The sequence below is a fragment of the Arthrobacter sp. TmT3-37 genome (genome assembly GCF_054510835.1).
In genome coordinates this window covers 102,384-116,429 of sequence record NZ_JBTNDU010000012.1, presented here as the reverse complement: position 1 = coordinate 116,429, position 14,046 = coordinate 102,384, and the positions used below count along the sequence as shown (strand labels likewise).

The 14,046-nt window shown below is 68.6% G+C and carries 6 protein-coding genes; 1 reads left to right on the top strand and 5 read right to left on the bottom strand.

Annotated elements, in window-relative coordinates; translation table 11 throughout:
• Positions 1-406 precede the first annotated feature (406 nt).
• Genes glgB through ACX80U_RS14370 form a run of 3 tightly spaced genes read right to left on the bottom strand, consistent with a single transcriptional unit; the run spans position 407 to position 8,015 of the window.
• Positions 407-4,210 carry a 1,4-alpha-glucan branching protein GlgB gene (gene glgB / locus ACX80U_RS14380; RefSeq protein WP_459268925.1) on the bottom strand — a complete coding sequence of 1,268 codons (3,804 nt, stop codon included), beginning with the start codon at positions 4,208-4,210 and terminating at the stop codon, positions 407-409.
• Positions 4,210-5,976: a maltose alpha-D-glucosyltransferase gene (treS, locus tag ACX80U_RS14375; RefSeq protein ID WP_208740543.1), complete on the bottom strand. Its 1,767-nt coding sequence runs from the start codon at positions 5,974-5,976 to the stop codon at positions 4,210-4,212. The genes glgB and treS overlap by 1 nt, the downstream gene beginning before the upstream one ends.
• Positions 5,976-8,015: an alpha-1,4-glucan--maltose-1-phosphate maltosyltransferase gene (locus tag ACX80U_RS14370; RefSeq protein ID WP_459268924.1), complete on the bottom strand. Its 2,040-nt coding sequence runs from the start codon at positions 8,013-8,015 to the stop codon at positions 5,976-5,978. Before ACX80U_RS14370 ends, treS begins: the two co-directional genes overlap by 1 nt.
• Before the next feature lie 134 nt (positions 8,016-8,149).
• On the opposite strand from ACX80U_RS14370, the gene glgP reads away from it, so the two are divergent.
• Complete coding sequence (gene glgP / locus ACX80U_RS14365; RefSeq protein ID WP_459268923.1) at positions 8,150-10,762, top strand: alpha-glucan family phosphorylase; 2,613 nt, start codon at positions 8,150-8,152, stop codon at positions 10,760-10,762.
• Between the two features lie 84 nt (positions 10,763-10,846).
• Here the strand turns inward: glgP and glgX are convergent, their stop codons facing one another.
• Together glgX and rlmB are read right to left on the bottom strand one after the other, a co-directional pair.
• A complete protein-coding gene (gene glgX, locus ACX80U_RS14360; RefSeq protein ID WP_459268922.1) occupies positions 10,847-12,949 on the bottom strand; it encodes a glycogen debranching protein GlgX in 2,103 nt (700 codons plus the stop codon).
• A gap of 7 nt (positions 12,950-12,956) precedes the next feature.
• Positions 12,957-13,940 carry a 23S rRNA (guanosine(2251)-2'-O)-methyltransferase RlmB gene (rlmB, locus tag ACX80U_RS14355; protein ID WP_133080432.1) on the bottom strand — a complete coding sequence of 328 codons (984 nt, stop codon included), beginning with the start codon at positions 13,938-13,940 and terminating at the stop codon, positions 12,957-12,959.
• Between the last annotated feature and the right edge of the window lie 106 nt (positions 13,941-14,046).

Here is a 14,046-nt window from a genome sequence, read left to right as displayed (position 1 = left end):
AGCCAAAAAAACCAGCCACCACACGGGGTGCGGCAACCAGCAAATTCAACCAATCAAAAAACAATCGGTATCAACAAACTTGGCACACTATTGAGTTCTCAAACAACAGGAGCTACCGGCACCAAACACGACCAAACCGCCATGTCCTCGCTCCGAAGCAACTTTTCAAGCTTACCCGCTCTGTCTCCGTTTGTCCAAATCAGCCGGTTCCCATGTCCTCCGCTCCCGTTCCCATCCATACGGACGAGAGGAGAGCTTCGATTCTGTGGTTGTCGGCCGACCAGATGACTTCATCAGCGCGGATATAAACGATAGCACCGGTTCGCCCGGAATGCCAACAGCGGCGGATCTCCTTCGGGAAGGGGATCCGCCGCTGCTGTCGGAGGCTGCGGTCAGGCGGCGATCATCAGGATGCGGCCGGCTTCAGGTACAGCACGCCGAGGGGCGGTACTCGGACGTCGCCGAACGCCGGCTGCCCGTTGTGCGCACCCTCCTGCGCAGTGATGGAGCCACTGTTGCCGACACCCGAGCCGCCGAACTCCTCGGAGTCGGTGTTGAGGACCTCCGTCCACTCCCCCGCCCACGGCAGTCCGACCCGGAAGCCCTCGTGGGGTCCCCCGGCGAAGTTGGCGATGCAGACGAGCGGGTTGCCCTGGTGGTCCCAGCGGATGAAGGACAGCGTGTTGTGCTCGCCGTCGTTCTCGTCGATCCACTGGAAGCCGGCCGGCTCGTTGTCCCGCGCATAGAGGGCCGGGGTGTCCCGGTAGATCGTATTGAGCGAACGGACGAGTTCCTGCACCCCCTTGTGGGAAGGGGTCTCCGTGAGCCACCAGTCGAGGCTGTGGTGCTCGGCCCACTCGGACTCCTGAGCGAACTCGGAACCCATGAAGATCAGCTGCTTGCCCGGATGCGCCCACTGGAAGGCGAGATAGGCACGGACGTTGGCGAGCTGCTGCCAGCGATCACCGGGCATCTTGCGCAGGAGCGATCCCTTGCCGTGCACGACCTCGTCGTGACTGATGGGCAGCATGAAGTTCTCGGTGTAGGCGTACACCATCGAGAACGTCGCCTTGCCGTGGTGGTGCACCCGGTTGATCGGGTCCTCGGAGATGTACTGAAGGGTGTCGTGCATCCAGCCCATGTTCCACTTGATGCCGAACCCGAGACCGCCGGAGCTGGTGGGCCTGGTCACGCCGTCGAACGCGGTCGACTCCTCGGCGACCATGACGATGCCCGGCGCCCGCTTGTAGGCGGTCGCGTTGACCTCCTGCAGGAAGGAGATGGCCTCGAGGTTCTCGCGCCCACCGAACCTGTTCGGGCGCCACTGTCCCTCCTCACGCGAGTAGTCCAGGTAGAGCATCGAGGCGACGGCGTCCACGCGCAACCCGTCGATGTGGAACTCCTCGAGCCAGTACAGCGCGTTCGCCACCAGGAAGTTGCGCACCTCGCGACGGCCGAAGTCGAAGATCAGCGTGCCCCAGTCCTGGTGCTCGCCGAGGAACGGGTCGCCGTGCTCGTACAGGGTGCCGCCGTCGAACTTGGCCAGCGCCCACGCGTCCTTCGGGAAGTGGGCCGGGACCCAGTCCATGATGACGCCGATGCCGGCCTGGTGGAGCGCGTCGATCAGGTACTTGAAGTCGTCCGGCGAACCGAAGCGTGACGTCGGCGCGAAGTAGGACGTCACCTGGTAGCCCCACGACCCGCCGAACGGATGCTCGGCCACGGGCATGAGCTCGACGTGCGTGAAGCCCTGCCAGGTGACGTACTCCACCAGCTGCTCCGCCAGTTCGCGGTAGCTCAGGCCCTGGCGCCAGGATCCGAGGTGCACCTCGTAGACGCTCATCGGGCCGTTGTGGGGGTCGTTCGCCGCACGGGCCTGCATCCACTCGTCGTCGCCGAAGACGTAGGTCGACTCGACGACCTTCGATCCGGTGAGCGGCGGGATCTCGGTTCCGCGCGCCATCGGGTCCGCCTTCTCGCGCCACTGCCCGTCGCTGCCGAGGATCTCGAACTTGTAGCAGGTGCCGGCACCGGCGCCGGGGATGAAGATCTCCCAGATGCCCGAACTGCCGAGCGCGCGCATGGCGTTGACGCTGCCGTCCCAGCCGTTGAAGTCGCCCATGACGCGGACCGCGCGCGCGTTGGGCGCCCACACCGCGAAGGACACGCCCTCGATCTCGCCGAGCACGGAGGAGTAGTGGCGGACATGGGCGCCGAGGGCGGTCCACAGGGTCTCGTGCCGGCCCTCGCCGATCAGGTGCATGTCGATCTCACCGAGTGTCGGCAGGAACCGGTAGGGGTCGTCGACGATCGTCGGTCCGCCGTCGTAGGTGACCTCCAGCCGGTAGTCGGGTACGTGCCCGGGATTCTCGGCCGCCAGGGCACCGACCCAGATGCCGTTGTGCTCGTGCTGGAGCTCCGTACGGCCGGTACCCGTGACGACGACGACGGACTGCGCCAGGCGGCGCAATGTCCGGACGGTGACGACGTCGTCGCTGTCGAGGTGGGCACCCAGCACCGCGTGGGGCTGGTGGTAGACGCCCTCCGAGACCTGCTGCAGCACGGAGGGATCGACGGAGGCGGGAGTCAGGTCGGCGGAGGGCGGGGCGGCCGCATCCGGCGCCGTGTCCCCGACGGTCTCCCGCACCTTGTCCTTCAGGCCTGCCGTCGCACTCTTCGCGGTCTCGGCCACGGCCTTCGCCGTGCCCGTCACGGTCTTGGCGGCCTTCGCGGCCTTGGCCGCGAGCGACTCCTCGGCCGGGCCCTCGTCGGGGTTCTTCGGAGAATTCATGTCAGCTGCTTTCGTAGCGTCCGCTCCGGGGTGTGCCCCCAGTGCGCGTCGGACATCCCGGACAGGCATTTCCACCCAGTCCGGTCTGTTGCGGATCTCGTAGACGACTTCGTACAGGGCCTTGTCGAGCCAGAGCGCCCGGAACAGCGGACCCGAGGTGTCGACGGGGGCGCCGGACTCCTCCGCGTACCCGTCGAGGAAGGCCTTCCGCGCGGCGTCGGACCATTGCTCGGTCACGGCGGCCTCGGGCGAACCGACCGGGGCTGCTCCCCGCGAGGCGGCAGCGTACTCCAGCGAGCGGACCATCCCGACGACGTCGCGGACCGGGACGTCCGGGACGCTGCGCTCGGCGGTGGGCCGAAGCGGCTCACCCTCGAAGTCGATGACGAGCCAGGTGCCGTCCGGAGCCTGGAGGACCTGGCCGAGGTGGAGGTCGGCATGGATGCGCTGGAGGGGCGGGATGTCCTCGAGGACCTCGATGTCCCGCACGATGCGGTCCACCTCGGCGCCCAGGGGGCCGACGGCGTCGCCTGCTTCCTCCCAGGCCCACCGGATCCGCTGCGCGAGGGCTTCCTTGAAGTCCTTCTCCTCCTCCGCGGTCGCCGTGCGGCTTCCGAAGGCGCCGTCCAGTTGCCGGTGGATCCGTGCGACGGCCCGGCCGAGGCCGCGCGCCTCGGCGGTGAAGTCGGCGGCGGTCGAGGCGGCGAGGGAAGCCGTGCGCCAGGCGTCGGTGCTGCCCTCGACGAAATCGCGCAGGACGCTGACGTGCCCGCTCACGTGGTGGCCGGGACCCGCATGGGCTTCCTGCCAGGTGCCCGTGACCCACCCGAACGTGTCGGGGGTGTCGGTGGACCCGCCGGCGGTGAGGCCGGCGCTGATCTGCACGTCGGGGCTGTCGCCGGCCGCCAGCACACGGAAGAACTTCACGATCATGGAGCCGGGACCGGAGCCGTAGACCACCGAGGTGTTCGACTGCTCGCCCTGCAGCACCTTGACGGGCTGGGCCGAGCCGGATTCCTGGTGTTCCGGCTTCTTGACCACGACGCCGGTCAGCCGCCCGTCAGGGGTACCGGACTCGGACAGCATGAAGTCCACCCAGAGGCGCACGAAATCGGCGTCGTGGGTGGCGTCGTACGCCCAGCGTGTCCCGAGCCCGGGGTGCTCGACCTGCCCGATCAGCCCGGCGGCGTCGTCGAGCGGTTCGCTGCGGTAGCTGATCGGCACGCTGACGACGTCGGTGCGCCGTCCGGACTCGACGGCCAGGAAGTGCACCTCGAAGCCTGCAGCGCCGGCAGGGTCCTCCAGGACCGTCCCGCCGACGACCGTCAGAGCGACCTCGCGTCCCTTCGCGGGGAACCACCGCTGGGACGGAAGCCATTCGGTGAGGATCTCCGGGATGAAGGGGGTGTGGGTCGCCATTATCGGATCGCCTCCGGGACGGGGATGACGGGCATCGCCTGCGTGTGCGGGGATGACGTGTTCGAACTGGCGGAGCGCACGCGCAGCCAGAAGAAGTCATGGCTGCCTAGCGTCAGGGTCATCTCGCCGTCCTCCGCGAACGCCGGGAAGATCGAACCGCCGAACAGGTCCCGGAGGCCGCGGCCGCCGAACTCGGGCAGGCGCATCCGCGCCGCCACCGGGTGCTGCGACAGGTTGAAGACGCACAGCACCGACTCCTCGGGCTCGCCCTCGGCGTTGTCGGCATCGACCTCTCGGAGGAACGCCAGGACGTGCTCCGACTCGACGGGGACGTTGCGGTAGGTACCGAGCCCGAACGCCGGGTGGGCCTTGCGGACGGCCAGCATCTGGCGGACCCAGTGCAGCAGCGAACTGGACGTCGCCATCTGCGCTTCGACGTTCACGTGGTTGTAGTGGTAGACGAGGGACTGGACGACCGGGAGGTAGAGCTTCCCGGGGTCCACCGGGGAGAAGCCGGCGTTGCGGTCCGGGTTCCACTGCATGGGGGTCCGTGACGCGTCACGATCCTCCAGCCAGATGTTGTCGCCCATCCCGATCTCGTCCCCGTAGTAGAGGAACGGGCTGCCCGGCAGGGACAGCAGCAGGGCGTGGATCAGTTCCACCTCCGCGCGCGAGTTGTCGAGCAGCGGCGACAGGCGCCGCCGGATACCGACGTTGGCCCGCATCCGGGGATCCGGCGCGTACCAGCCGAGCATCGCCTCGCGCTCCTCGTTGGTGACCATCTCGAGCGTGAGCTCGTCGTGGTTGCGCAGGAACGTGCCCCACTGCGCGCCGGCCGGGATGTCCGGGGTCTCCTTCATCGTCTCGATGATGGGTGCCGACTTCTGGTCACGCAGCGCGTAGAAGAGCCGCGGCATGATCGGGAAGTGGAAGGACATGTGGCACTCGGGGCCGTCCTCGTCGCCGAAGTACTCGACGACCTCGTCCGGCATCTGGTTCGCCTCGGCGATGATGACGCGGCCCGGGTAGTTCTCGTCCACCATCGCGCGGAGCCGCTTGAGGAACTCGTGCGTCTTCGGCAGGTTCTCGCAGTTGGTGCCCTCCTCCTCGAACAGGTAGGGGATGGCATCCGCGCGGAAGCCGTCGATGCCCTGGTCGAGCCAGAACTTCACGACGTCGAAGATCGCCTCCTGCACCTTGGGGTTCTCGAAGTTGAGGTCGGGCTGGTGGCTGAAGAACCGGTGCCAGAAGAACTGCCGGCGCACGGGGTCGAACGTCCAGTTCGATTCCTCGGTGTCCACGAAGATGATGCGCGCGTCCTGGTACTTCTCGTCGGTGTCGCTCCAGACGTAGAAGTCGCCGTACGGGCCCTCGGGATCCCTGCGGGACTCCTGGAACCAGTGGTGCTGGTCCGAGGTGTGGTTCACGGGCAGGTCGATGATGACCCGCACGCCGCGGGCGTGAGCCTCGGCGACGAGCCGCTTGAAGTCACCCAGGGACCCGAACTCGTCGAGGACGTCGTAGTAGTCCGAGATGTCGTAGCCGCCGTCGCGGAGCGGGGACTTGAAGAAGGGCGGGAGCCACAAGCAGTCCACGCCGAGCCACTGGAGGTAGTCCAGCTTGTCGATCAGACCCGAGAGGTCACCGGAGCCGTCCCCGTTCGCATCGGCGAATCCGCGGACCAGGACCTCGTAGAAGACCGCCTTGCGGTACCAGTGGGGGTCGTGGGCCAGTCCGGGTGCGTTGAGCTGGAAGGGGTTGGGCACTAGCGCTGCCTCCTGATCGAGAGAATGTGGGCGGGCTCCACGTGGGCGTCGAGCCGCACGTAGTTGTGCTCGCCCCAGGTGAAGGTCTGTCCCGTGATGAGGTCGTCCACGAGGAACGTGCCGTTCTCGTCGAAGTCCGCGGCATCGAGACCCAACCGCGCGAGGTCGAGCGACACCGTGCTCTCCCTCGTGCTGTGCGGGTCGATGTTCACGACGACGATGATCGTGTCCTTGCCCTCCGCCGTCTGCTTGTGCTTGGCGAAGACCACGGTCGCGGGATCGCTGCTGCCGTGGATGCTGAGGTTCTCGAGGTCGCCGAGCGCGGGGTGCGAGCGGCGGATGGCGTTCAGCCGGGTGATGAACGGCGCCAGCGAGCGCCCCTCGGCCTCGGCCGCGGCGTAGTCCCGGGGGCGGTACTGGAACTTCTCGTTGTCGATGTATTCCTCGGCGCCCGGGCGGGCGACGTGCTCGAACAGCTCGTAGCCGGAGTAGACACCCCACAGCGGGCTGGCCATGGACGCGAGCACGGCCCGGATCTTGAAGGCGGCCGGGCCCCCGTACTGGAGGTACTCCGTGAGGATGTCCGGGGTGTTCACGAAGAAGTTGGGCCGGAAGTAGGACGGCGAGACCTTGCTGATCTCGGTGAAGTACTCCTCGAGCTCCGTCTTCGTGTTGCGCCAGGTGAAATAGGAGTACGACTGCTGGAAACCGGCACGACCGAGGGCGTGCATCATGGGCGGACGCGTGAAGGCCTCCGCCAGGAAGATGACGTCGGGGTGCTTCCTGTTGACCCGGGCGATCAGCCATTCCCAGAACTGCACGGGCTTGGTGTGCGGGTTGTCGACCCGGAAGATCTTCACGCCGTGCTGGATCCACATGAGGACGATCCGCAGGATCTCCTTCGCGAGGCCCGTGGGATCGTTGTCGAAGTTGATGGGGTAGATGTCCTGGTACTTCTTCGGCGGGTTCTCGGCGTAGGCGATCGACCCGTCCACCCGCGTGGTGAACCACTCGGGGTGGCTCGTGACCCAGGGATGGTCGGGCGCTGCCTGCAGTGCGAGGTCGAGTGCGACCTCGAGGTCCAGCTCCCGTGCCCGCGCCACGAACGCGTCGAAATCGTCGAACGTCCCGAGGTCGGGATGGATCGCGTCGTGGCCCCCGGCCTCGGACCCGATGGCCCACGGTGATCCGGGATCGTTGGGCCCGGCGGTCAGCGTGTTGTTCGGTCCCTTCCGGTGGGTCCGTCCGATGGGGTGGATCGGGGGGAGGTACACGACGTCGAAGTTCATGGCCGCGATGGCGTCGAGGCGCTTCGTCGCCTCACGGAACGTACCGGAGGTCCACTGCGCCGTCTCCGGGTCGTAGGTCGCGCCCTCGGACCGCGGGAAGAACTCGTACCAGGCGGCACGCCCGGCCAGTTCGCGCTCGACGTTGATGGGGTACGCCGGGGAGGCGGTGACGAGCGAGCGGATGGGCTGGCGTGCGATCGCCTCGTGGATCTGCGCCGACAGACCGGCGGCGAGACGTGCCTCGACGCTCTGCGAGGTGTCGGCGAGGGTCGAGGCGGCGCGGCGGAAGAGGGTCGCGTCCCGCGCGGTGCGCTCCTCGGCTGCCCGTGTGAACAGCGCGGCGCCTTCGGCGAGCATGAGCTCGACGTCGACCCCTGCCGCGATCTTGATGGTTGCGTCGTGCTCCCACGTCCCGAAGAGGTCCGACCATCCCTCGATGGTGAAGGTGTGCAGGCCCTTGGCACGCGGCGTCAGGGTGCCGGCCCACCGGTCGAGTCCGGACCCCACCGGCGTCATGCGGACGCGCTGCACCTCCTTGCCGCGGGGGTCGTAGAGCACGGCCGATACGCCGAGCTGGTCGTGGCCCTCCCTGAACACGGTCGCACCGACGGCGATGTCCGAGCCGGGGATCCCCTTGGCGGGGAAGCGTCCATCCTCGATGACAGGGGTCACGGCGGTGATGGGGATGCGGCCGAAACGCAGTCCTTCGGGGTACGGGGCATTTCGATTCTGCTCGGTAGGAGTCGTCACCCGTACGACGTTAGCGAGTAATGGGCCGAAATGCTAAGGGAGCTTTGCGTAACATCGGGGCGTACTTCGGAGAACGCAAGCGTTTGCGCGGGAAGCCCTCCCCAGCGCTGGGCAAGTGCGCTAGCGTAACCGGGGTGAAGGCAATCCGCAGATTTACCGTCCGAACCGTCCTCCCCGAGAGCATCGCGCCGCTCGGCAAACTCGCGGGTAATCTGCGGTGGTCGTGGCACCTGCCGACCTCGCGTCTGTTCGAGGAGATCGACCCGGTGGCGTGGGAGGAGAGCGGCCACGATCCGGTGTCCTTCCTCGGGTCGGTCACGCGCGAGCATCTCCAGCAGCTCGCAGGCGACGAGAAGCTGGTGCGGCGTATCCAGGAGCTCGGCGCCGACCTCGAGAGCTACCTCACGGAACCGCGCTGGTACCAGGGCCTCGGTGACGACGTGCCCCGCAGCATCGCCTACTTCTCCCCCGAGTACGGCATCAGCGCCGTCCTCCCCCAGTACTCCGGCGGCCTCGGCATCCTGGCCGGCGACCACCTCAAGTCCGCGTCGGACCTCGGTGTGCCCCTGGTGGGCGTCGGCCTGCTGTACCAGGCCGGCTACTTCAAGCAGTCGCTCTCCCGGGACGCCTGGCAGCAGGAGACCTATCCCGTCCTCGACCCCGACGGCCTCCCTCTCACCCTGCTCCGTGAGGAGGACGGCTCGGCCGCGAAGGTCGTGCTCCCCCTGCCCAACGGCCGGCAGCTGTCCGCGCACATCTGGCGTGCCGACGTCGGACGCGTCCCCCTCCTGCTGCTCGACTCCAACGTCTCGGAGAACGACGACGCAGCGCGCAACGTCACCGACCGCCTCTACGGCGGCGGCGGGGACCAGCGCCTGCAGCAGGAACTGCTCCTCGGGATGGGCGGCGTCAAGGCGCTGCGCATCTTCCAGCGGCTGACCGGGATCCCGGCGCCCGAGGTGTTCCACACGAATGAGGGCCACGCGGGCTTCCTCGGCATCGAACGCATCCGTGAGCTGATGGACCCGTCCAACGAGTCCCCGATGAGCTGGGAGGAAGCCCTGACGGCCGGCCGCGCGTCGACCGTGTTCACCACCCACACCCCGGTTCCTGCGGGCATCGACCGCTTCGACCGCGCCCAGATCGAGCACTTCTTCCACGCGGGCCTCGCGCCGGCCGTCCCGACGGACCGCGTCCTGGCCCTCGGCGCCGAGAACTACGCGGACGGCGATCCGACGAAGTTCAACATGGCGGTCATGGGCCTGCGCCTGGCGCAGCGGGCCAACGGTGTCGCGAAGCTGCACGGCGAGGTATCGCGGGGCATGTTCTCGGGTCTCTGGCCGGGATTCGACGCACGCGAGGTGCCCATCACCTCCGTCACCAACGGTGTCCACGTCCCGAGCTGGGTCGACCCGCAGATCGCGGACTTCGCGCTGTCCCACTTCGGCGCCGAGTCGGTGCTCGACGCGCAGTGGAGCAAGGTCTACGACGTGCCCGACACGGACATCTGGGCCCTGCGCCGCAGCCTCCGCTCCAATCTCGTGGACGATGTCCGCCGCCGGCTCCGTGCTTCCTGGAAGAAGCGCGGCGCTGCGGACGCCGAGCTGACCTGGACGGACTCGGTGCTGGACCCGGACGTCCTCACCATCGGCTTCGCCCGCCGCGTGCCGACCTACAAGCGGCTCACGCTCATGCTGCGCGACCCCGCCCGCCTGAAGGCGCTGCTCCTGCATCCGAAGCACCCGATCCAGCTGGTGATCGCCGGCAAGTCGCACCCCGCCGACGAGCAGGGCAAGCGCATGATCCAGGACCTCGTCCGCTTCACGGACGATCCCGAGGTACGCCACCGCATCGTCTTCCTGCCCAACTACGACATCGCGATGGCGCTCACGCTCTTCCCGGGCTGCGACGTGTGGCTGAACAACCCGCTGCGCCCGCTCGAGGCCTGTGGCACCTCCGGCATGAAGGCGGCCATCAACGGCGGGCTCAACCTGTCCGTCCTGGACGGCTGGTGGGACGAGATGTACGACGGCGACAACGGCTGGGCGATCCCGACCGCGAACAACGGTGCCTCCGCGGACGAGCGCGACGACATCGAGGCGGCAGCACTGTACGACCTCCTCGAGACGCAGGTGGGCCCGCGCTTCTACTCGCTGGTCCCCGCCGAGGGGGCCGGCGCCGCCGGTCCGTCGGAGCCCTCCCGCGACGGCGTGCCGCACCAGTGGATCGCGATGATCAAGCACACCATGGCGACGCTCGGCCCCGCCGTGTCGGCCGACCGCATGCTGCAGGACTACGTGGAGAAGCTCTACCGTCCCGCCTGGCGCTCCGGCCAGGCGGCGGCGTCGGACTCCTTCGCCCTCGCCAAGCGGACCGCGGCCTGGCGCTCACGCGTCCAGGGCAGCTGGCCCGCCGTGCAGGTGGAGCACGTGGACTCGACCGGCGTGTCCGAGGACCCGCAGATCGGCGATTCCCTGACCGTGAACGCCTACGTGGCACTCGGCGGGCTCGACCCGGACGACGTGGCCGTCGAGGTGGCCTACGGCCGCGCACTCGAGAGCGACGAGCTGAGCGACGTGGCCGTCGACGACCTCACCGTCGCCGAGAACCTCGGCAGCGGGCGCTACCTCTTCACGGGCAGTATCCGGATCGACCACTCGGGTTCCTTCGGCTACACCGTGCGCGTGCTCCCGAAGCACGCGACCCTCGCCACGAAGGCCGAGCTCGGACTCGTCGTCAACGCCTGATCGACGACGCGCCCCTCCGGACGCGACGAAGCCCGGGACCGGACGGTCCCGGGCTTCGTCGTTCCCGGCGTGGGCCGGACGGACTCAGCAGCGGTAGATCCGCACCGAGTCGGCGGCGACGGTGTCGGCCTCGCCCGAGAGCAGCCGGCCGGCGTCGGTCGGCACACCCCTCGCCGCGGAGTCGAAGGTCTGCGTGAAGGAGCGCGGCTGTTCGCCGGCCACGCCCTGCCCCTGCAGGATCCAGGCCGACGGCAGATGGATGCGCGTCTCGCGGAGCGAACCGTTGACCACCACGAGGCCGTTGATCCTCCCGCCCGTGGAGCCCAGCAGGAGCTGGACGGTCCGGGTGGCCGGGTCGTTCCACTCCTGCGCCGTCATCGGGAGGCCCGCGGCGTTGAACCACAGGAGGGTGGACTGGTCGCTCCGTGACGGGAAGGTGGCGGGCTGCGCGGCCAGGAAGTCGCGTCGGATGGACAGCAGCGTGCGCGTGGCGGCCAGCATGTCCCGGGACGCGGCGTCGTCCGACCACTGCACCCACGCGAGGTCGTTGTCCTGGCAGTACGCGTTGTTGTTGCCGCGCTGCGTCCGGCCCCGTTCGTCCCCGGCGGTGATCATCGGGACGCCGAGCGAGATCAGCAGCGAGGCCATCACATTGCGGGCGCTCTTCTCACGGGCTGCGAGGATGCCCTCGTCCTCCGTGCGGCCCTCGGCCCCGTGGTTGTAGCTGCGGTTGTCGTTGGACCCGTCGCGGTTGCCTTCGCCGTTGGCCTCGTTGTGCTTGCGCTCGTACGCCGTGAGGTCGGCCAGCGTGAAGCCGTCGTGGGCCGTGACCATGTTGACCGACGCCAGCGGGCTCCGGCCGGATCCGGCGAACGTATCGGCCGACCCGGCCAGCCGGCCGGCCAGGCGTGCCGGCGAGGACCCGGTGCCACCGGCCGCGATGGACGCGACGTCCCGCAACCAGAAGTCGCGGACGGTGTCCCGGAAGCCGTCGTTCCAGTCCGCCCAGCCCACCGGGAACCTCCCGGTCTGCCAGCCGTCCGGCCCGAGGTCCCACGGCTCGGTGATGAGCTTCGTACCGCGCAGGGCCTTCGAGGCGCCGGCCGCGACCAGGAAGGGGTGGCGCGGCGTGAACGTGTTGTTCTCGTCGCGGGCGAGGGTGACGGCGAGGTCGAAGCGGAAGCCGTCCACATGGCATTCCTCGACCCAGTAACGCAGCGAGTCGAGCGCGAACTCCACGACCCGGGGCTGCGAGAAGTCCAGGCTGTTGCCGCACCCGGTCGTGTCGACGTACCGCCCGGCGTCGTCGTGCCGGTAGTAGTCGCGATCCCCGAGCCCGCGCCAGCACAGGGCCGGGCGGTGCTGCTCACCCTCGGCCGTGTGGTTGTAGACGACGTCGAGGAGGACCTCGAGCCCGGCCTCGTGCAGGGCGCGGACCATGCCCTTGAATTCGTCGAGCACCGCGTCCGGTCCCGCCTCCCGCGCGGCCGCTGTGGCATAGGCGGAGTGCGCCGAGAAGAATCCGAGCGTGTTGTAGCCCCAGTAGTTGCCCAGGCCGAGCGGCTCGAGGTGCGGCTCGTCGATGGAGAAGTGGATCGGCAGCAGCTCGACCGCGGTCACCCCGAGATCGCGGAGGTATCCGGTCATCACCGGGTGCGCCAGTCCGGCGTAGGTGCCCCGCAGCTCCTCGGGGATCCCGGGATGGGCCTTCGTGAGACCCTTCACATGCGCTTCGTAGATGACGCTGTCGCGCCAGGGCGTGCGCGGGTGCTCACTCGTCCCCCAGTCGAACGTGTGCTCGAGGAAGACCGAGTAGTAGGAGCGCGACGGCGGCTCATCGGCCCCGGCGGCGGGTCCGATCGGTTCGACCGCGCGCGCGTAGGGATCGAGCAGCAGCTGGGCCGTCCCGGGAGCTCCGGGAAGGTCCTCGCCGGTGGGCCAGAAGGCGTAGAGCGACCCCGGCGCCACCGGTCCCACCACACCGTGGTGGACGCCGCCGTCGAGCCCCACGAGCGTCTCGGACGTCCAGGTGCCGTCGGCGCGGCACCAGTGCACGTCCATGGAGGCTATGCCGGGCGCCCACACTGCGGCATTCGCGTGCCCGTCCTGGCTCCATGCCCCCTTGACGGAGTGGAGCCCGAGCGGGAACTCGCGGGAGGCGCGCGTCAGCGGTGCGGGGTTGACCATGCCCGGGTCAGGCCGAACGCTGGCGGGACACCTCGTACAGCGTGATCCCCACCGCCATCGACGCGTTGAGCGACTCCATGGCGGAGTCGATCGGGATGGAGACGATCTGGTCGCAGTTCTCGCGGACGAGCCGGGACAGGCCCTTGCCCTCGGAGCCGACGACGATGCAGATGGGGTCGCGGCCCAGGGACAGCTCGGGCAGCGAGACGTCGCCGTCGCCGTCGAGCCCGAGGACGAAGATGCCCTTGTCCTTGAAGGACTTCAGGGCCGAGTTCAGGTTGCCGACGCGCGCGACGGGGACCCGGACGGCGGCACCGGCGCTGGTCTTCCAGGCCGACGCCGTCACACCGACGGAACGCCGCTCCGGCACGATGACGCCATGGCTGCTGAAGGCGGATGCCGAGCGGATGATGGCCCCGAGGTTGCGGGGATCGGTGATGCCGTCGAGGGCCACGAACAGCGGGGCGTTCCCGATGTGGCCGCGCCTGTACCGCTCGATCGTCTCGTCCACGAGGTCCAGCGCGTCGGCGTACTCGTAGGGCGGGACCTGCAGCATGAGGCCCTGGTGCACCGCGCCGTCCGTCATGCGGTCGAGTTCGGGCTTGCCCGTCTCCATGACCGGGATGCCGCGCTCGGCCGCCATCTTCAGCGACTCCCGCACGCGGTCGTCCATCTCGATGCGGATCGCGACGTGCAGCGCCTTCGCAGGGATGCCCGCGCGGAGGGCCTCCACCACCGAGTTGCGGCCGGTCACGACCTCCTCGGCGGCCTTGCCCTTGGTGCGGCCCGTGCCGGCATTCTTCCCGCCGGCGCGCTTGGCCGCGGAACGCTCCGAGAGCTCCTTGTTCTTGTACGCCTTGTGGTACGGGCGGTCCTCCGCCTTGGGAGTGGGTCCCTTGCCCTCGAGCGATTTGCGTCCGTGGCCGCCGGTGCCGATGGTGGGGCCCTTTTTCGTTTTGCGAACCGCGCCTGGACGTCCGTGACTGGCCATGGAGAGAACACCTTTATATAGAAGAAGAATCCCCTCCAGTTTACGCGGAGCCGGTGCAGTGCCCCGGCATCCGCGATCCGGACGTGATCCGCCCTGGACGGGACGG

Excerpts from the sequence above, each read along its gene's own strand:
- glgB (WP_459268925.1), bottom strand. The coding sequence starts at position 4,210 with ATGGCGACCCACACCCCCTTCATCCCGGAGATCCTCACCGAATGGCTT.
- glgX (WP_459268922.1), bottom strand. The coding sequence starts at position 12,949 with ATGGTCAACCCCGCACCGCTGACGCGCGCCTCCCGCGAGTTCCCGCTC.
- rlmB (WP_133080432.1), bottom strand. The coding sequence starts at position 13,940 with ATGGCCAGTCACGGACGTCCAGGCGCGGTTCGCAAAACGAAAAAGGGC.